This is a genomic window from uncultured Roseibium sp. (assembly GCF_947499295.1).
Classification (GTDB): Bacteria; Pseudomonadota; Alphaproteobacteria; order Rhizobiales; family Stappiaceae; genus Roseibium.
Map to the genome: position 1 here is coordinate 230633 of NZ_CANMNP010000003.1, position 18538 is coordinate 249170.

Sequence of the window (18538 nt, forward strand, 5' to 3'; positions counted from 1 at the left end):
CGAGAAGCGTAGCGATCGACTTAAAGAACCACGACCTTGGCGCCGAGTTCAACGCGACTATAGAGGTCGATGATGTCCTGGTGCCACATGCGGATGCAGCCGCTGGATGCATTGGTGCCGATGCTGCTTGGCTGGTTTGTGCTGTGGATGCGGTAGAGCGTGTCCTTGTTGCCCTGCCACAGATAGAGACCGCGGGCGCCGATAGGGTTGCTTGGGCCGCCTTCCTGTCCGTCCTTGTATTTGGCCAGGCGCGGTTCGCGCTCGATCATTTCGTCGGGTGGAAACCATTTCGGCCATTTGCGCTTAAAACGGATCACCGCCTCGCCATTCCAGGCAAACCCGGCACGGCCGACGCCGATGCCGTAGCGGATGGCGCGCCCGCCTGGCTGGATGAGGTAAAGGAACTTCCTGTTCGGATCGACAACGATTGTACCGGACGGGTACTGGGACGGATAGAACACCGACTGGCGCAGGTACTTCGGGTCGAAGTTCTGATATTTGATGCCGGGCAGCGAAAAGCCGCCGTCCCGCACAGGTGCATAGGCGGTCGCATAATCAGGCGTCCCGTCGGACAGAGGCGTCAAACCCGCTTGAACCGTGGCGCCCTGTTTGCTTTGGCAGGCGGCCAGCAACAGCGGAATTCCAGCAACAAAGCTCCGTCGGCTCAATTTTATCGCCATGCTCGCGTCCTTTCCCGGGGCCGCCTCGCAGCGGATATCGGTTGTTGTCATCTTAAAACAGCTTTACGGGCCGCAATCTTGATAAACGGAATACTCAAACGGTCTCCGAAAGCAACACAATTATGGTAAATGGCTGATTAACGTCGAGTCCTAAGAGGCTGTTCCAAAATCACAAAAACGCTAGTCAGTCCGCCAAAATGCCTGCCAGAAGCTTGCGCGTGGCTGCCTCGTATGCGGTTCGGTTTTCTCCAGCTGCAATGGCAAGCGCTGCACGGTCAAATGCCGAGGAAAGAAGATCGGCCAGCGGCTCTAGCTGGATGCCTCTCAGGTGTCCGTGCTTTGCGCTGTGCTGCAAACCTTCCAACAGCGTTGCGCCACCGGTCTCTTTGTCAATTTCCGTCATTTCCGCTACGCCCAGAACAGCAGGCCCCTCAAGCAACATGATTTTTGCGCGACCAGGCACGGACATTGCGGAAAAGTAAGCGCTCGCACCGGACATGAAAGCGTCGAGCGGAGACTGTCTGATATCGGTCTTGGCATCGATTTCAACCGCTATTGCAGCCGCTTCGTGATGGACGAGGGCCCGCATGAGGTCCGCTTTGTCCGTAAAGTGATGATAGAGCGCGCCTCTGGTGACGTCTGCAGCCTTCACGATTTCCGGCGTTCCTGTTTCCGCATACCCCTTTTCAACGATCAGAGCCCGGGCAGCCTTTAGGAGTGCGCTGCGGGTTTCGGCCCGGCGTTCGGCCTGAGTTCGGCGAGATTTTGTTCCTTGCATACATGCAGCCTGTATGTTAATTGAAGTTTACATACAAACTGTATGTCTTTTTATTGGCGTTGAAAAGACCCCTCCAATGACCGGGTTTTCGTCGGCATGACGGTGCACCGGTCAGATTGGCAGTGGTTCCGTGGCAAGGAGATCGAAAGATGAAGTGCACACAGTATTACCCGGTTCTGATGACATCGAATGTTGCAGAAACCGCGCGGTTCTATCGGGACAACTTCAAATTCAAGGCGGCGTTCGAAGCCGACTGGTACGTTCATCTGCAATCCGAGGAAGACGAACGTGTCAATCTTGCGGTTCTCGATAAGGACCACGAGACAATCCCGAAAGAAGGACGAGGCAAGAAAGCGGCCGGAATGCTGATAAATTTCGAAGTGAAAGACGTTGATGCAGTTTATGAACGAGCCAAGGAAAACGGTTTGCCTATCTTGCAGGTTCTACGTGATGAAGACTTCGGTCAGCGCCACTTCATTACTCGTGACCCGAATGGCGTTCTGATCGATGTTATCAAACCAATTCCCCCAAGCCCCGAATTCCTGAAGCAATTTGCCCCTGAAGCCGTGCCGTCATAGCGGCGACTTCAGAAGCCGGAATTTCAAGCCAAGCACATCGGTTTTGAAGCGGCCGTTTGGTGCAACAAAAAGGCGTGGCCGGGAGACCGGTCACGCCGCTCGGTTGGAATTGCTTTCAGCCCTCAGGACGAGACGGCAGGACAGGAGCTGTTTTGCTCGGCGCGCGATTTCAAGCCCTGGAGGCTCTGCATTGTGTTCGGGTCACCGGGTAACACGAAACTTTGTTCAAGCGCTGTGCGAACGTTGTTTATGACGGCAAGGTCCTGAACGGCGAGCGTCTGGCAGGGTGTACCGGTAAAACGGACGCGGATGCGAATGACACGCTGACCGTTGTCTGACGGTCCGAATTCAGAATCGAGTGCAGGATTCGGACTGGTCATCGGCCTTTCCAGAACAACCATGTTTGGCTGGTCCTGAAGAACAACCGTACCACGTTGTTGCGCACTGGATACCAGAGCATTGCGTACGGTTGGTGGATCGGCTGCTATATTTACGCTTTGTGCTCCGGCTGGAACGCTAAGCTGGGGCTGGTCGGGCAAACTCGCACGTTGAGAGGACCCTGACTGGCATGCGGCAAGACTAAGCGCGCATAGGCTGGCTAAAAGAAGATGTCGCATGATCAGTCCTGCATTCAATAGAGCAGCCGATGGGTTTCGGCCTGGTCATCACCTAAATCAAGTCATCGCTGAACACAATAAAACTGCATGTGAGCAATGGCATTCTTGTATCAACACTGTGTCACAACACTCCTAACGAAGCCTTGTGGCCGGACATGGGCAAAAATGGCAGTCTTTTAAAATTAGAAACTGTCACCGGTTTTGAAACCTCCGCTGCCAAAGCTTTTGCCGGTCTTAAACCCTCCTTTGAAAGGATCTTTTCCTTTTGAGCGGCGGCTAAAGTCGCCACCGAATCCACCCATGGATTTCGGAAGCCCGGACCCGCCTGGAAAGGCAACGCGACGACCGCGTGGCTTGCGGCGCTTGTGCGAGCGCTCAGCCCTGGACCAGTAGTCCGCGCCGGTTATGGCACCTTTGACTAATTCACCCAGCAAAACCGTTGTCAGCTTGTCATCGGAAAAAGTGGATTCCCAGCTTCCATAGCCCTTCGAGCGAAACCGTTTGATGACGTCGGAGAGCTCGGCCCGGCGACGGCTGATGTCGCGTTGCAGCTCCCGGTCCTGCCTGATTTCGCGGGTGACCTGTTCAATCCTGTCTTTCAGATCTTCGATACGCTGAACAATTTTTTCATCCTCAGGCGAGGGTGTCGCAATTGCGGCCCGCCAAAGGTCGTTCAGGTCATCGGCCTGAAGTGAGACAGACAAGTGTTCTTCGGCCTTCTGAAAATCCGCGTCTTCGCCGCTGGAAAACTCAGTCAGCGCAGCTGACAGTGTTTCGATCTGACGATCCAGTTTGTCGAGCTGAACGTCGATCCGGTCAATGTCCTCACTTTGGGTCTCGATGGCCCCGACCAGATCTGTTCCGGCTGCATCTGTCATGGCATTGCGGCTCATATCCGCAAGTTTGGCCTGCTCTCTAACGGCAATTTCGGCGCAGTGTTCCGCATGGCGGGCCATACGCTCTGGGATGCCGGTCAGCATTGCGTAATTGGCTCGCGCTCCGTCAAACTTGATCAGCCTGGCAACCCATCGATCCAGCGAGCGCACGAGACCACGGTGGTTATAGTCCGGGGTTCCGAAGCCGCGCTGCCAAAGGTAGATGAACAGCGGATCGTCCTCATAGGCCTTGCCCTTCTGCTCACGATCCGCTTTGGAAGTGTCAGCCTTTGACGCTGCAGCTTCCGCGGTCGCCTCTGCGGTTTCAGCTTTTTCACGCTGAGCAAGATAGGTCTTGTCGTTTTCCAGGCGGCCGTCGATGGCTTCCATCAGTTCGTCCATCTGGCTTTCCGCCGCATCCCGGGCATCGTCCAGTTCCAAGCGTTCCTTTTGAAGCTGGCCGCGCTCTGCTTCGCAGCTGCGGAGCTGATCGGTCAGAACCTTGTAGTCGGCGTTTCGCTTGTCCAAAAGGCGACGGGCTTCACGGGCAGCGCTGTCGAGGCGGGTGTTCAGTGCACCTGCCGCATCTGTATCCATTCGAAAACGCGCCAGGTCGCGGTAAGCCTCGCTCTGACGCTCTTGCAGATCTGTCAGGGCACGGGTTGCGCGCTCTATCCGCTTGGTGAGTTCAGCTTCTTCACGACGCAAATCAGCAAGCGATTGCTCAATCGTCCCCAGGGTCTGACGTCCTGTCAGCATACGCTTGTCCCCATCAACTTCCGATTGGCCGCTACCATTGGGTGATTGCTCCGTCCCGCACGCCGCTGCGCCACTTGATATTCAGTTCACCGCGGCGTTTTTCGCCAAGCTTGCCGTTTTGGACAATGCCATCTTCCAGCTTGTCCTGCCGCACAGCGTCATAAATGTTCTGCGATACCCGCTGTCCCCATTTGTCGACTGAAATCGCTTCGCTGTTTTCTTCTGATAAAATGCTGCGGTTGATGATGTTTCCGTCCGGGTCGATTGCTTCCACGACAATGTAGTAGTTTTCGCTATCCGGATTGGTTTCCGGAATACGGGTGATACCTGTCGGCACGCCCTGACGTGAAATGATCCGGACTTCAAAGACTTCCTGCAGATTGGCTGCCAGTTGACGCAAGTCGCCTTCGGCCTTGAAGGCGGCATCGTTTTTGCCATCCGACAGAGCCAGACGGCCATCTTCGGCAATGCGGGCCGCTTCTGCTTCGATGTCGGCATTTTCAGTCAACGCATCAACGCGGCTGACCAGTTCGGAATATGTTTGGGGAAGGGCGTCAATGCGAGCCAGCAGATCCGCTTCTGCGCGTTGTTCAGGCAACTTGACCAGAAAATACCAGGCTGCAATCGCAATGACCAGAACAGCAAAGACCCCGGCCATCCATTTCGACCAGGTGCTGCGGGAAATATAGATCATCGCCAGAGTACGCGAAAAACCTGTAGCCGGAGGTGAATAGACAAAACGGTCGCGTTTGAGGTCCTCGACACCCTTCTTGAGAATATGGTCCGGAACGTCGATCCCCTGAGCTGCATAGACCTTACGCAGCCGGTCGACCATAGCGGTGTCGCGTTCATCCGTCTTCAGTTCGCGGGCCACCTGACCTTCTTCATGCCGAAGCGTGTCGACCACGTCCATCGCCATCATCAGATCGTCGAGCGGAGCCTCGGATTTGCCTGCCATACGATTAAATCTTCTTGCGTTGGGCAGGCCGGTTCACCGGCCTGCCGATGCCTTGTGTGTTAAAGTCCCTGGCCCTGAGCCGTCAGTTTGGCGAGCCGCCTTTTGCCGTCTTCGACGGCATTGCGGATTTCTTCGGAGTTCTTGGTCGACATATCACGCATTTCCGTAATGATTTCACGTGACTGGACCTGGAAGTTCACAACCGAGTCCACCAGCTTTTTGACAGAAGCAGCGGCGACGGTCGGGCCGTAACCGGCTTTCAAGGCTTCCTTTTGAACCGCGTCGCCAATCTCTGCCAGCGTCTCAAGGCTCTTGTTGATGCCGTCCTTCATGGCGTTCAGCGTTTCGGTGGATTCGTGCAGGCCTTGCATGCCCGTAAAGGAAGCGTTGAGAGCGGTCAGAACAGACTCATTGGTCGAAAAGAAGCTGACCGACTGGGCATATACGCGCTCCTTGGCGTTTGTGGTCTGCACCAATCGAGCCATAATGACTTCGGACGTATTGTAACCGATCGTCAGATTGTCGGAGAGATCCTTGGCAATCTGGTATCTCTTTTCTTCGTCCTGCATCTCGCGCAGTTTTTCGTCACGCGCAAGTTCAAGCCGGGCTTTCTGGGCCGGGTCGTCCCCGGTATAGGCTTCCACTTCACTGGAAGACCCTTCAAGCGCTGATTTGGCGGCCGACAGTTTTTCAGTTGCCATGTTCAGCAACTCGAGCGCCGTAACCTCTGCCTGCTTCAGTGCTCCGCGGAAATCACGGTAGGCTTCGAGGATGACCTGTTCGCGCTCGATCTGGTCCTTGGTTGCACTGGCCACCTCCTTGTAGGTTCCACGAATGTCGGTGAACCGGTCCGAAATAGTGCCGCGCCGCATGTCACGCCATTTGTTGGAAAGATTTTCAGTGAAGGAAATCTTGCCGTCCGCGAGCTGGTCAACCAGCGTCTTGGCATCGTCGCGGATCGAGTTGAAGGCCTCGGTGATCTCCTCATAACGTTCACCGATGTCCATCTGTTGCACCTGGTTGCGGACCACTTCGTTGAAGTTGGAGGCCTGACCGAGAGTGCGTGAAATGATCAGTACCTTGTCCGGCGACAGGTCGGAGATCTGCTCAAGCAGGGCATTGATCGGTGCATCCCTTTCGGTTTCCGGTGAGATGCCGATATCGCGCAATGTGGAAAGAGCGCGATCCAGATATTGAAGGGGGGAAAACCCGCCGGCCGGCGCCGCTGCATTTTCCGGAGTTTCAGGTGCTGCCGCGTCTGTCATGTTTGACCTCCTCGAAGGACGGCGTCGATTTTTGTGGTCCAGCGCCGCTTCGTCCTGTTTACGTCGTAAAGGGCCATGTTAGGGCAGGCTTACGCCGCTCTGTCAACGGGTTGGCAAGGGAAACTGGCCAAGTTCATTCGTCGAGCCGGACCCGTTTGATCCTTTCCATAGGCGGCTTTTGCGACAAGTATGTTTCGAAGACCAGAGTTCCTGCATTTTGCCCTTGTGACCTTCGTGACCTTGTGCTCATGGCTTTGCCACAGAAGAATGCAGTAACAAGTGGTCAGGAAAGACTTTCGGTCTTGATCGGAACAGGCACGCGTTGGCATGGCAAAGTGATGAAACAGATAAAAATTTTTGGTTTCTCGCTGCTGGTTGCTTTGCTGCTGGCACTGCAATTGTCGGTGGGTGCCAGTTATGCCCAGGAAGCCGGTAGCGACCCGGTGCCAGCTGCCCCCCCGGTTCTCGATCTCTTCGAGCGTGCGTCAAATGCCCTGGAGCAAGGCACTGTCTCGACCGGAACGCTTGAGCTATTGCGTCAACAACTTGTCGAGGTGCGCGACAGAAACTCCCGAGTGGTTGAAACGGGCAGCATAGATGCGCAAACACTTGCCGCTCAACTGCGGGCACTGGGATCACCACCTTCGGGTGGGCAGGATGAACCTGAGGAGATTGCCGAGCGGCGCAAGGAGCTGACGGATGCACTGGCCGAAGCCAATGCACCGATCCGCGAAGCAAGGGAAATCACGAACCTTGCCAATGTGCTCATTCGGGAAGTCGACCGGCAGATTAGGTCGATGAAGATCGACAGCCTGCTGACCCGGTATCCGTCGCCGCTCGTACCGGCGACATGGACCAGTGGTTTTCAGGAAATCAACCAATTCTGGAGACGGCTGCAGCGCGACATACAAGGGGAACTGGAACGCCCCAGCGTATCGAAAGCGCTCGGACAAACCGTGCCGACGTCTTTGGCGCTTATCGCCTTCGGCATATTTTTCATTGTCGTTGGGCGAATGCCCATCCATCGGTTGCTATTGAAGCTGAGTGAGCGCCAGGAACGCGGTGGCCGCGCGCTTGCACTTGCTGTGATCTATAATCTCAGTTTCCTGGTTTTACCGGCAATCGGCGCCTTGTCGATCCTCCTCGTCATACCGGTTCTGGACATTTATCCCAACAGCGCCCGAATTGCGCTCACGGCAGCGCCGATCGTGGCACTTTTCATGGTGATCGCCAACTGGCTGGGGCACACGCTGTTTGCGCCAGGTCTGACCCGCTGGCGCTTGTTGGAACTCGAGGACCGCGAGGCAAAGCTGGGCCTGCGGCTTTGCCAGGGGCTCGGTGCCTTCATGATGGTCGAAGTCGCTCTGGAAACGCTGCAGCTTGACAATGCTTTCGGTGACAGCGCGATCTCGGTGTTGTCGGTGCCGCTTATTGCAACCGCAGCCGTATTGTTGTGGGCATTGGCGGGAATCATCAGAAACAAAGGTGCGGATGCGTCCGACCAAACGCAAGAGACTGCCGAACCGGACGAAGATGAGGAAATCGAAGAAGCTTCGGTCAAACCGCAAGAATCCGGTTTTCTGTTGTTTCTTTCCTTCTTGATGAAGGCGTCTGCGTTCCTGGCAGTCAGTGTGACCCTCGTCGGTTATGTGGAACTGGCAAGGGCTGCCATCATTCCGATGATCATGACGGTCGCGCAGCTGGGGTTGGGCTTCATGCTCTACCACCTGGCACAGCTTCTGGTGAAAACCGCGACCGACCGGGAAGACACGGCTCCAACACCAATTCTGGTGACCATAGGACTGATTGTTCCACTTGTGGCGATCTTTACGCCGCTCATCGCACTGACATGGGGCGCAAGGGCAACGGATATCGCAGATGCCTGGCGATTGCTGATCGGGGGTGTTCAGTTCGGGGATATCCGCTTGTCGCTGGATTCTCTGATCGTTCTTGGGGTTGTCTTCGCAATCGGCGTGCTGATCACACGTTGGCTGAAGAACCTGCTGAGGACATCGGTTCTGCCGCAAACACGCATGGATGTCGGTGCGCAGACGGCCATCGTGACCGGGACCGGATATGTCGGGTTGACGCTTGCGATTCTGGTGGCGGTTTCAACCGCTGGATTGAACCTTTCCAGCCTTGCCGTCGTGGCTGGGGCACTCTCGGTTGGTATCGGGTTCGGGCTGCAAACCATTGTCTCGAATTTCGTCTCAGGCATCATCTTGCTGATAGAGCGGCCGATCAAGGAAGGGGACTGGATCGAGGTTTCCGGTCATATGGGCTATGTCCGCGACATTTCCGTTCGCTCGACCAGGATAGAAACCTTCGATCGGCATGATGTCATCATTCCAAATTCGGATCTGATTGCCGGCACGGTCAAGAATATGACCTTGAGCAACAAGTCCGGCCGATTGATGCTTCCAATCAGGGTTGCATTCGGCAGTGACCTGGAGAGGGTGAAGGCCATTTTGATCGAAGCGGCCCGTGGACACTACACCGTTGCGCGCTATCCGGTGCCGTTTGTCCTCTTCATGGGGGTTGGCGAGAATGCTTTGAACTTTGAACTCAGGTGCTATCTGAAAGACGTCAATAATATTTTGACGACGCAGTCGGATCTCTTTTTCGCCATCTACAATGAATTCGGCAAATCAGGGATTGAAATCCCGATCCCCCAGCGTGATCTGCATATCAAGGATATCGACAAGGTGTTGAGTGCCCTGGATGGAAAAGCAAAAGCTGATCCATCCCCGGCATCCTGACCTTCTAGACAAGTTCAGCCGCGATACGGGCTGCCAGGCGGGCGTTGTTGCGTACAAGTGCGATATTCGTGTCGAGGCTGCGTCCAGCCGTCAGGTCGAGAATTGCGCCCAAAACGAAAGGCGTGACGTCCTTTCCAGTTACATTCCGGGCCTCAGCCTGCCGGATAGCCTCGTCAATATGGCCGGCCATCTCGGATCCGGGTATTTCATCTGCCAAGGGCACCGGATTGGCAATCAGGACACCACCATGATCTGGGAAGTTTTGCCGCATTTTCAAAAGGTTTCCGATCTCAGCGGCCGAATTGAGTGTGTAGGGCGCCTGGAGACCACTGATCCTAGACCAGAATGCCGGCAGTTCCCTGGTGCCAAAAGCGATAACCGGGACCCCCTTGGTCTCCAGCACTTCCAGCGTCTTGGGAATATCCAGCAGCGCCTTTGCGCCTGCTGAAACAACGCAGACTGGTGTTCGTCCAAGCTCGTCGAGATCCGCAGACACGTCGAACGTTGTCTCCGCGCCCTTGTGAACACCGCCAATGCCGCCGGTCGCAAACACTTTCAGCCCGGCAACATGCGCTGCCATCATCGTGGCGGCAACGGTGGTGGCGCCGTAGCAGCCGGTGCTGAGCGCAAAAGTGAGGTCGGCGCGTGAGCACTTCATAACGTCTTCAGCTTGAGCCAGGCGATCCAGGTCGCTGTCGGACAGGCCGATCATGATCTTGCCATCCATCAGTGCGATGGTGGCTGGGACTGCGCCTTCGGCACGAATGTCAGCTTCGACCAGCCGGGCTGTTTCGACATTCTTCGGAAAGGGCATCCCGTGCGTGATAATCGTGGATTCCAGCGCAACGATCGGTTTGTCGCTGGCAAGCGCATCGCGGACCTCTGCGTTGTAGACAAGCAGGTCTTTGACTGAAGTGCTGAGGTTTGGGCGTGTCACGGAAGAGGCCTCTTATTGTTTCCATGGGCGCAGAGCCCTTTTGTTGTTTGACGCTCTTATAAGCTCGCACCGAGAACTCGCCAAGTGATTGGTTTGTCCGTTTGGTCAAAAAGCGGTCAAAGCTTCCCAGGAAAGTGTTTCAGCCAATGCGCCCGTGCTGGCAAGGGTCAGGGCCGCTGCCCTCAGGCCGAACCTCACCGCCTCTTCAAGAGCGTACCCCTTGGAAACTGCTGCGAGGCTGCCCGCCGTCAATGCATCACCTGCGCCGGTCACGTCGACGACATCCGTATTTTCCGGTGTAAGTCTGGTGATCAAACCCTTGTTTGAAACGATTATGCCGGACGGTCCGTCTGTCAGGACGAAGGCTTTCAAACCTGCGTCGACGAGGGCGGAAGAAATTTCATCTGAGCCCGTTGAAGCTGGCAATCCGGTCAACGCGGCGGCCTCTCCGCGATTGAGATAGAGGCAGTCAAGGCGAGAGAGCAGGGGTTTCAATCGCCGGGACTTGGCATCCGAAACCGCATTGGCCATCAGCCTTCCTGTCTGGATTTGCGACGCCAGGCCCTCAAGCATCGGGGCTGGCAGGTTCGCGTCGACAAACCAGATTGTCTTTTCGTCTGCCGTTGCAGACAAGCGGTCAACGATGTCTGAGAAAAGGTCGGCAGGCGCTTCGGAGAGGATGCGGTCATCGACGCAGGCGGCTTTCAGCGAACCGTCCGGATCATGTAACGCCAGATACTGTCCGGTTGAAAAACCCGATCTGGTGACGGTGAAGTGTTCGATCCCTTCTTCACCCAATTGCTCTTTGAGGATCTGCGCAGCAGCGTCGTCTCCAACTGTCCCGATGAGCTTGGTTTGAACACCCAGCCTTGAAAGGTTACGAGAGACATTCGTCGCCACTCCGCCTGGTTTTGCGTGGAAGCGCGCCGGCGTGGACGTCTCGGGCCGGATCACTTCAGCTCCATGCGCAATCGTATCATAGTGAATTGCACCAAGTGCAATAACAGGACTTTCGAAGGACGGGGACACGCCTGATTACTTCTCCAGAGCTCGACCGGTAGTGGCGGACGTTGAGACACAGGACAAGCGGGCTAACAGATCGAACCTGATGCGGCAACTCCTTGCCGATGGCCGGTTGATTCTCCAGGCATATAGAATCACAGGTGTCGCAAATGAAATAGTTACGCGGCGTTAGCTCCAAACGTTCTACAGAGAACATACTGGAAACAAACAGGCATTTCCGTTTTAATACCAATCGGTTTCGCCGACTTGTCAAATGAGAACAAAAAGTGTACAAAGCTCTCATTGAAACAGCGCGTCCATCGTGGAATAAGGAGCGTAAGCCATGTCACAAAGTACACTTCGTCTCGTAGAAAGCAGCCAGATGGATAAGACAAAAGCGCTTGATGCAGCGCTGAGCCAGATCGAAAGAGCCTTCGGTAAGGGATCCATCATGCGTATGGGTCAGAGGGACGCAGTGGAGATACAGTCTGTCTCAACCGGATCGCTCGGTTTGGATATCGCGCTGGGTATCGGTGGGCTGCCGCGCGGACGTATCGTTGAGATCTACGGTCCGGAATCGTCAGGTAAGACCACACTGGCACTTCATACTGTTGCCGAAGCTCAGAAGAGCGGTGGTATTTGCGCCTTCGTTGATGCGGAGCATGCGCTTGATCCTTTGTATGCCAGAAAGCTCGGTGTCGACATCGACAATCTGCTGATTTCCCAGCCGGATGCGGGTGAACAGGCGCTTGAGATCTGCGATACGCTTGTGCGCTCAGGGGCAATTGATGTTCTGGTTATCGATTCCGTTGCGGCCCTGACCCCTAAGGCGGAGTTGGAAGGGGAGATGGGTGACAGTCTGCCGGGCATGCAAGCACGCTTGATGAGCCAGGCGCTCCGTAAGCTGACCGCATCGATTTCCAAGTCGAACTGTATGGTTATCTTCATTAACCAGATCCGGATGAAGATCGGTGTCATGTTCGGCTCGCCCGAGACGACGACGGGCGGTAATGCCCTGAAATTCTATGCTTCGGTTCGCCTTGATATCCGCCGCATCGGCGCGATCAAGGATCGGGATGAGGTGGTCGGAAACCAGACGCGCGTCAAGGTGGTCAAGAACAAGCTTGCGCCTCCTTTCCGGCAGGTTGAATTCGATATCGTCTATGGCGAAGGGGTTTCCAAAACCGGCGAACTGATCGATCTTGGTGTCAAAGGCAATATTGTCGAAAAGTCCGGTGCCTGGTTTTCCTATAACAGCCAGCGGCTCGGCCAGGGCCGTGAAAATGCCAAACAGTTTCTGAGGGACAATCCGGAAATTGCTGAAGAGATTGAATTGGCCATTCGCCAGAATGCAGGGCTTATCGCTGAAGCAATCATCGACCCGGAACGCGGCGCAGAAGAAGACGAGGATTGAGATCTTTTTCCTCTCATCCCTGACATCTGTTCGCAGACGCGATCTTGTCTGATAAGCAAAATTTTGAACCCCTCCTTGCCGATCAAGGAGGGGTTTTGTCTTTTCATCTTTGAAGTCGCCTGCGGGTCTGTCTGAAAATGCCGGCGGCAACGGGCAAATCCGCGGTTTCTCTGAGCGAGCTTCTTCGCAACTGCTGGACAGGTTTGTAGGTCAAAGTTAAAAGGCTCTTCCGGCCGGTATCCCAATCTGGGGACCTGCGATATCAGAAAGCCAATTAACTGGCCCGCATCTTCGGGCTCAGACCGATGTGAGACCCGAATGACCGGCGTAAACGAAATTCGCACCGCCTTCCTGGACTATTTCAAGAAGAACGATCACGAGGTGGTCGATTCCGGTCCGCTGGTACCGCGGAACGATCCGACTTTGATGTTTGCGAACGCGGGAATGAACCAGTTCAAGAACGTTTTCACCGGTCTTGAAAAGCGCGATTATCAACGGGCGGTGACATCCCAGAAGTGTGTGCGTGCAGGCGGGAAGCACAACGACCTCGACAATGTCGGGTATACGGCGCGCCACCATACGTTTTTCGAAATGCTCGGAAACTTCTCCTTTGGTGATTACTTCAAGGACCGGGCAATTGAACTTGCATGGAACCTGATCACCAAGGAGTACGGTCTGCCGGCGGACAAGCTGTTGGTGACGGTCTATGCCGAGGACGATCAGGCATTTGATCTTTGGAAAAAGATTGCCGGGCTTGGCGAAGACAAGATTATCCGCATCCCGACTTCGGACAATTTCTGGTCCATGGGCGATACCGGTCCGTGCGGCCCGTGCTCGGAAATCTTCTACGACCATGGTGACCATGTTTGGGGCGGTCCTCCAGGCACACCTGAGGAAGATGGCGACAGGTTCATTGAGATCTGGAACCTGGTCTTCATGCAATATGAACAGACGCCTGAAAAGCGTCTCGACCTGCCGCGCCCATCGATCGACACCGGAATGGGGATCGAACGCATTGCGGCTGTCATGCAGGGCGTTCACAACAACTATGATATCGATCTCTTCAGGGCGTTGATTGCCGCCTCGGAAAACGCGACCGGTGTTGATGCGGAAGGGGACGCGCTAGGCAGTCACAGGGTGATCGCCGACCATCTTCGCTCAACCAGCTTCCTGATCGCAGATGGTGTTCTGCCATCCAATGAAGGCCGCGGTTATGTGCTGCGCCGGATCATGCGCCGCGGAATGCGCCATGCCCATCTTCTGGGCGCAAGCGAACCGCTTATGCATAAGCTTGTGCCCGCTCTTGTTCGTGAAATGGGCCGGGCCTACCTGGAGCTTGGCCGGGCAGAAGACCTGATCACGGAAACGCTGAAGCTTGAAGAGACCCGTTTCCGCAAAACGCTTGAGCGAGGCCTTGGCCTGCTCGACAGCGCCACGCAGGATCTGTCGGCTGGTGGTCGGCTGGACGGGGAAACAGCATTCAAACTCTATGACACCTACGGTTTTCCGCTAGATCTTACCCAGGACGCCCTGCGCGCCAGAGATATTTCCGTCGATACGGACGCGTTCGACACGGCCATGGAGCGCCAAAAGGCCGAAGCTCGGGCTGCCTGGTCAGGTGCCGGCGGCGCGGCGACCGAGACGATCTGGTTTGCCATGAAGGAAAAATACGGTGCGACCGATTTTTTGGGCTATGAAACCGAGATTGCCGAAGGTGTCGTCGCGGGCCTTGCGTCTGAGGATGCAGAGGTTGCTGAACTGACCGCAGGCCAGAATGGTTTCATGGTGCTGAACCAGACACCGTTTTACGGCGAGAGTGGTGGTCAGGTCGGTGACACCGGCGTGGTGCAGACGAATGGCGTAAGGGCAATTGTCACGAACACCCAGAAAAAGGCCGATGGCCTGTTTGTTCATTCCGTGACAGTGGAAGAAGGGACCCTGGTGCCCGGTCTTGCGCTTGAGTTGAAGGTGGATCACGGTCGGCGCACGGGGATCCGGGCCAACCACTCGGCAACGCACCTGGTCCATGAAGCGCTGCGAGAAGTCCTTGGAAACCACGTCGCACAGAAAGGCTCATTGGTCACGTCGGAACGGCTTCGATTTGATTTCTCTCATCCAAAGCCCATGAGCGAAGAGGAACTCTCAACTGTCGAGACCTATGCCAACGAAATCGTGCTTCAAAACGCTTCGGTAGACACGAGGCTGATGGCAGTCGATGATGCGATCGAGGCAGGTGCCATGGCCCTGTTTGGTGAAAAATACGGCGAAGAAGTACGCGTTGTTTCCATGGGGACCGCCTTGCATGGTGCCAAGGAAGGTAAACCCTATTCGCTTGAATTGTGCGGTGGGACGCATGTGAAACGCACAGGCGATATCGGTCTGGTCACGCTCGTCTCCGAAGGTGCAGTTGCAGCGGGTGTTCGCCGGATCGAGGCGCTGACCGGTGCTGAGGCAAGGACCTATCTGGACGCGCAGGACAAGCGCCTGCGGGAGGTCGCCGGTATCCTGAAGACTGCTGTTGATGACGTGCCCGGCCGTGTTGCTCAGCTCGTGGAGGAGCGTCGGCGGCTGGAAAAGGAACTGGCCGATGCCAAGAAGAAACTTGCCATGGGCGGCGGTGGTTCGGAAGCTGCACCGGTCAAGGATGCTGGTTCCTACAAACTGATGGCCCGCACGGTTGAAGGCATTAACCCCAAGGATCTGAAGGGCATGGCGGATGATGCCAAGGCTCAGCTGGGTTCAGGGGTCGTTGTCCTGATCAACGTGGCCGACGATGGCAAGGCTGCGATTGTCACAGCGGTTACAAAAGACCTGACCGACAAGGTTAGTGCTGTCGACCTGGTGAGGCTCGGATCAGAGGCGCTTGGCGGGCGCGGTGGCGGTGGACGGCCCGACATGGCACAGGCCGGCGGGCCCGATGGTTCGAAGGCGGAAAGCGCGATTGGGGCGATTGAAAGCCACTTGTCGGCTCTGTAGCAGAAGCCAAAACAACTGCATAAAATGAAAAAGCGTGCCAATGGGCACGCTTTTTTCATGAGATAATGTCTTCAGGTGGGTTTAGATCAGTGAACCATTGCAACGGCTGCAAGAGAGGCGGCTGCCAGCAGAGTGGATACCAGAAGCATTTTCAGTACGACATGGTGCGGTGAGGTCTCCGCAGCTCTGACCTTGTCAGTCTCGATACTCATGTTTGTCTCCTTTTTGAGCGTTTTGCTTACCCTTCTAAAGATGGGGGCTGCGACAAATTTGCCCAATCACGTTGATGCCACTTTGGCTCACGGCTTCGCGTAGTCTTCGTGAAGTGGTCGGGGAGCAATCAGCTGGGCAAGCAAGAGCGCTTTGTCTGAACCCATTCTTCGGCTATTCCTCTTTCAGTACCGCAAAAGACACCGGAGTACGCGGGTGACGCGCCACGAATTCAAGCGAGCACTCTATGAAGTGCTTGAAGACACAGGCAAACGAAAGCTTGCGGCTCGTTCCTTGCGCCATTTTCTGGTTTTCCTGATCATCTTAAATATTGCATTGGCCGTATTCGAAACCGTGCCGGACGTAAGACTGGCCTTCGGAGAACATCTGCGTTTTCTTCAACTCGGCAGCGGCTTTGTCTTTCTGGTTGAATATATCTTGCGGCTCTATGTGGCCGATCTGCATCCGCCGCTGCGCCGCTACGGACCGATCCAGGCACGTCTTCGCTATGCGGTCCATCCCGATGCGCTTGTAGACCTGATTGGTGCATTGCCGCTTTTGTTTGTGCTGTTCTTGCCAAACCAGGCAGTGGTGGTGGTCATCATCCTGCGCCTGCTAAGGTTCCTCAAACTGGCGCGCTATTCGCCCGCGCTCAGATCGCTCATCTCTGCTGTTGCCAATGAACGCCGGGCATTGCTCGGCTCAACCATGATCATCATGGGTGTCATTCTGCTTGCGGCGACCACCATGTACCTGATCGAGCATGACGATCAGCCGGAGAAATTCCGCAGCATTCTTCACGGCATGTATTGGGCCATCACCACCGTCACCACAGTTGGTTATGGCGATGTTGTGCCTGTCAGCAATCTTGGAAAGATGGTCGGCAGTTTCGTCATGCTGCTCGGTTACGGCCTCATAGCCTTGCCGGTTGGCATCATTGCGTCAGCTTTTGCAAGGGAAATACACAGCCGGGATTTCGTCGTCACCTGGTCCATGGTGGCCCGCGTACCTCTGTTTGAAGACCTCAAGGCAACGGAAATTGCGGAAGTTTCCAAGCTTCTTCAGGCTCAGAGCGTACGCAAGGGCATGACCATTGCCGATCGGGGTGACGTTGCCGACAGAATGTATTTCATTTCCGATGGCGAGGTGGAAATCAAGCTGCCGCACGACACGGTATACCTTGGCGAAGGCAGCTTCTTCGGTGAACTCGCGCTAATCAATCAGACCCGGCGAACGGCTACGGTTTCAGCCTACAGCGATTGTCAGCTGCTTGTGCTGGAAGCTGAAGCGCTGAGACAGCTCATGGACCGGGATGAAGCGCTTGCCAAGAAGATCATGGACGAAGCGCGAGAACGGGCACTCGCCGGCAAAAAGGTTCTGGGAGAGCTCGCCGAGGAAGAGCTTCAGCAAGCAGGCGTCTTTGCCGCAGGCGAGGATGCGCGAACAGAATCGGAGCCGGAGCTCTTTTCAAAAGATCAAACAGGACAAGACAAGGATCCGGCCTAGTAGGGGGCCAGTCCCTGGGGCAGGCGGGCATAGAGCGGGTCGCCGTGCCAGAACGCGTCCGTTGGACCGACAGCAAAGTCGATCAGGTTCCAGCGATTGTACTGAAAACGGAGCAGGGCGAAGGTGGCGAGGCCGTCCATGTATTCAGCCTGCTGCGCATATGTGGTGCTTCTCAGATCAATGACGCCGCCGCCCGGTCTTTGCGGGCTGACCTGAACAAATGCCCAGCCGTTGCCGGCACGCATCCAGTCGACCACAAACTCCAATGGCGGCCCGACCCGGGCTTCCAGCATCGGACGCACTGCATTGAGAATATCGCCGCGTTCAGGTGTGCCACGGGCAGGTTCGTAAACAGACTGGGCTGCCGCTTGAATGCCAAGGCAAACCAGAAGAACAAGACATGCGGAAATCGTCGTAACCAATTGCTTTGATTTTGAAAAAGAGATTTCTTGAGAAATTGATTCAAGCACGGCAGTCTCCGTTTAGGCAGAAGTTCAGAAAGCAGGCGAGACGCTACCATGAAAACCATCGGTTTGCTCGGTGGAATGAGCTGGGAAAGCACATCCATCTATTATCAGTTGCTCAATCGCTTGACGCGTGAACGACTGGGTGGTCTGCATTCCGCTAAATGCCTGCTTTGGTCGTTTGATTTTGCAGAGATTGAAGCTGCACAAGCGAGTGGCAATTGGCAACTGGCGACACAAATGTTGATTGCCGCGGCTGAACGTCTCGAAAGAGGCGGTGCGGACTGCCTGGTCATCTGTACCAACACGATGCACAAAATGGCCGGTGACATTCAAATTGCCAGTGCCTTGCCGCTCATCCACATTGCAGATGCAACGGCACCGGCCATAACACAAGCGGGGTGCCGGGCACCGCTTCTTCTGGCGACCGGCTACACGATGGAGCAGGACTTTTACAAGGGCCACCTTCGAGATCGCCACGGCATCGATGTGCGCATTCCGGAACCGGACGACAGGGCTGAGGTTCACCGGATCATCTATGAGGAACTGTGCCGGGGAGAAGTCTGGGCCGATTCCAAGCAGACCTTTTTGGATATCGTTGAAAAAGAAGTCAGCGGTGGGGCCGATGCAGTCATATTCGGCTGTACGGAAATCGGACTGCTGTTAAAACCGGAGGACTTTTCCATTCCGGCCTTTGATACGACCGTGCTTCACGCCAGGGCTGCGCTCGATTTCGCGCTGTCTTGAACGGCTTGAGATC

General features: G+C 55.6%; 16 protein-coding genes. 6 read left to right on the forward strand and 10 right to left on the reverse strand.

Features of this window, described 5'->3' with window-relative positions; genetic code table 11:
• Positions 1-20: 20 nt before the first annotated feature.
• Together Q0835_RS07590 and Q0835_RS07595 are read right to left on the reverse strand one after the other, a co-directional pair.
• The gene (locus Q0835_RS07590; RefSeq protein WP_298822461.1) at positions 21-680 is read right to left on the reverse strand and encodes a L,D-transpeptidase; all 660 of its coding nucleotides are present in this window, start codon (positions 678-680) and stop codon (positions 21-23) included.
• Between the two features lie 184 nt (positions 681-864).
• A complete protein-coding gene (locus tag Q0835_RS07595) occupies positions 865-1458 on the reverse strand; it encodes a TetR/AcrR family transcriptional regulator (RefSeq protein ID WP_298959861.1) in 594 nt (197 codons plus the stop codon).
• Between the two features lie 149 nt (positions 1459-1607).
• Here Q0835_RS07595 and Q0835_RS07600 point away from each other — a divergent pair, with 149 nt between their 5' ends.
• On the forward strand, positions 1608-2036 hold the full coding sequence (locus Q0835_RS07600) for a VOC family protein (RefSeq protein ID WP_298959863.1): 429 nt from the start codon (positions 1608-1610) through the stop codon (positions 2034-2036).
• A 122-nt stretch (positions 2037-2158) separates the two neighbouring features.
• On the opposite strand, the gene Q0835_RS07605 is transcribed toward Q0835_RS07600, so the two are convergent.
• From Q0835_RS07605 to Q0835_RS07620, 4 genes are all read right to left on the reverse strand, one after another.
• Complete coding sequence (locus Q0835_RS07605) at positions 2159-2653, reverse strand: hypothetical protein (protein WP_298822464.1); 495 nt, start codon at positions 2651-2653, stop codon at positions 2159-2161.
• Positions 2654-2835: 182 nt separating this feature from the next.
• Complete coding sequence (locus tag Q0835_RS07610) at positions 2836-4287, reverse strand: hypothetical protein (RefSeq protein ID WP_298959866.1); 1452 nt, start codon at positions 4285-4287, stop codon at positions 2836-2838.
• Between the two features lie 31 nt (positions 4288-4318).
• A complete protein-coding gene (locus Q0835_RS07615) occupies positions 4319-5245 on the reverse strand; it encodes a DUF6384 family protein (protein ID WP_298959869.1) in 927 nt (308 codons plus the stop codon).
• 59 nt (positions 5246-5304) lie between these two features.
• The gene (locus tag Q0835_RS07620) at positions 5305-6510 is read right to left on the reverse strand and encodes a cell surface protein (protein WP_298959872.1); all 1206 of its coding nucleotides are present in this window, start codon (positions 6508-6510) and stop codon (positions 5305-5307) included.
• A gap of 338 nt (positions 6511-6848) precedes the next feature.
• Here Q0835_RS07620 and Q0835_RS07625 point away from each other — a divergent pair, with 338 nt between their 5' ends.
• Positions 6849-9269 carry a DUF3772 domain-containing protein gene (locus Q0835_RS07625; RefSeq protein ID WP_298959875.1) on the forward strand — a complete coding sequence of 807 codons (2421 nt, stop codon included), beginning with the start codon at positions 6849-6851 and terminating at the stop codon, positions 9267-9269.
• 4 nt (positions 9270-9273) lie between these two features.
• Here the strand turns inward: Q0835_RS07625 and Q0835_RS07630 are convergent, their stop codons facing one another.
• Both Q0835_RS07630 and Q0835_RS07635 read right to left on the reverse strand, forming a co-directional pair.
• Complete coding sequence (locus Q0835_RS07630) at positions 9274-10206, reverse strand: pseudouridine-5'-phosphate glycosidase (RefSeq protein ID WP_298959879.1); 933 nt, start codon at positions 10204-10206, stop codon at positions 9274-9276.
• A gap of 105 nt (positions 10207-10311) precedes the next feature.
• Positions 10312-11235 carry a carbohydrate kinase family protein gene (locus Q0835_RS07635; RefSeq protein WP_298959882.1) on the reverse strand — a complete coding sequence of 308 codons (924 nt, stop codon included), beginning with the start codon at positions 11233-11235 and terminating at the stop codon, positions 10312-10314.
• A 316-nt stretch (positions 11236-11551) separates the two neighbouring features.
• Here Q0835_RS07635 and recA point away from each other — a divergent pair, with 316 nt between their 5' ends.
• Complete coding sequence (recA, locus tag Q0835_RS07640; protein WP_298822471.1) at positions 11552-12622, forward strand: recombinase RecA; 1071 nt, start codon at positions 11552-11554, stop codon at positions 12620-12622.
• A gap of 318 nt (positions 12623-12940) precedes the next feature.
• Positions 12941-15598, forward strand: coding sequence for an alanine--tRNA ligase (gene alaS, locus Q0835_RS07645; protein ID WP_298959885.1), 2658 nt, complete (start codon positions 12941-12943; stop codon positions 15596-15598).
• An 86-nt stretch (positions 15599-15684) separates the two neighbouring features.
• Here alaS and Q0835_RS07650 read toward each other — a convergent pair whose 3' ends face one another.
• Positions 15685-15810: a hypothetical protein gene (locus Q0835_RS07650; protein ID WP_298822473.1), complete on the reverse strand. Its 126-nt coding sequence runs from the start codon at positions 15808-15810 to the stop codon at positions 15685-15687.
• A gap of 214 nt (positions 15811-16024) precedes the next feature.
• On the opposite strand from Q0835_RS07650, the gene Q0835_RS07655 reads away from it, so the two are divergent.
• Positions 16025-17314: a cyclic nucleotide-gated ion channel gene (locus Q0835_RS07655; protein WP_298959888.1), complete on the forward strand. Its 1290-nt coding sequence runs from the start codon at positions 16025-16027 to the stop codon at positions 17312-17314.
• Here the strand turns inward: Q0835_RS07655 and Q0835_RS07660 are convergent.
• A complete protein-coding gene (locus tag Q0835_RS07660; RefSeq protein WP_298959891.1) occupies positions 17311-17784 on the reverse strand; it encodes a hypothetical protein in 474 nt (157 codons plus the stop codon). The two genes, Q0835_RS07655 and Q0835_RS07660, sit on opposite strands and share 4 nt — an antisense overlap.
• Positions 17785-17832: 48 nt before the next feature.
• Here Q0835_RS07660 and Q0835_RS07665 point away from each other — a divergent pair, with 48 nt between their 5' ends.
• Positions 17833-18525, forward strand: coding sequence for an aspartate/glutamate racemase family protein (locus Q0835_RS07665; RefSeq protein WP_298959894.1), 693 nt, complete (start codon positions 17833-17835; stop codon positions 18523-18525).
• Positions 18526-18538: the final 13 nt, after the last annotated feature.

Excerpts from the sequence above, each read along its gene's own strand:
- Q0835_RS07590 (WP_298822461.1), bottom strand. The coding sequence starts at position 680 with ATGGCGATAAAATTGAGCCGACGGAGCTTTGTTGCTGGAATTCCGCTG.
- Q0835_RS07595 (WP_298959861.1), bottom strand. The coding sequence starts at position 1,458 with ATGCAAGGAACAAAATCTCGCCGAACTCAGGCCGAACGCCGGGCCGAA.
- Q0835_RS07600 (WP_298959863.1), top strand. The coding sequence starts at position 1,608 with ATGAAGTGCACACAGTATTACCCGGTTCTGATGACATCGAATGTTGCA.
- Q0835_RS07605 (WP_298822464.1), bottom strand. The coding sequence starts at position 2,653 with ATGCGACATCTTCTTTTAGCCAGCCTATGCGCGCTTAGTCTTGCCGCA.
- Q0835_RS07610 (WP_298959866.1), bottom strand. The coding sequence starts at position 4,287 with ATGCTGACAGGACGTCAGACCCTGGGGACGATTGAGCAATCGCTTGCT.
- Q0835_RS07615 (WP_298959869.1), bottom strand. The coding sequence starts at position 5,245 with ATGGCAGGCAAATCCGAGGCTCCGCTCGACGATCTGATGATGGCGATG.
- Q0835_RS07620 (WP_298959872.1), bottom strand. The coding sequence starts at position 6,510 with ATGACAGACGCGGCAGCACCTGAAACTCCGGAAAATGCAGCGGCGCCG.
- Q0835_RS07625 (WP_298959875.1), top strand. The coding sequence starts at position 6,849 with ATGAAACAGATAAAAATTTTTGGTTTCTCGCTGCTGGTTGCTTTGCTG.
- recA (WP_298822471.1), top strand. The coding sequence starts at position 11,552 with ATGTCACAAAGTACACTTCGTCTCGTAGAAAGCAGCCAGATGGATAAG.
- alaS (WP_298959885.1), top strand. The coding sequence starts at position 12,941 with ATGACCGGCGTAAACGAAATTCGCACCGCCTTCCTGGACTATTTCAAG.
- Q0835_RS07650 (WP_298822473.1), bottom strand. The coding sequence starts at position 15,810 with ATGAGTATCGAGACTGACAAGGTCAGAGCTGCGGAGACCTCACCGCAC.
- Q0835_RS07665 (WP_298959894.1), top strand. The coding sequence starts at position 17,833 with ATGAAAACCATCGGTTTGCTCGGTGGAATGAGCTGGGAAAGCACATCC.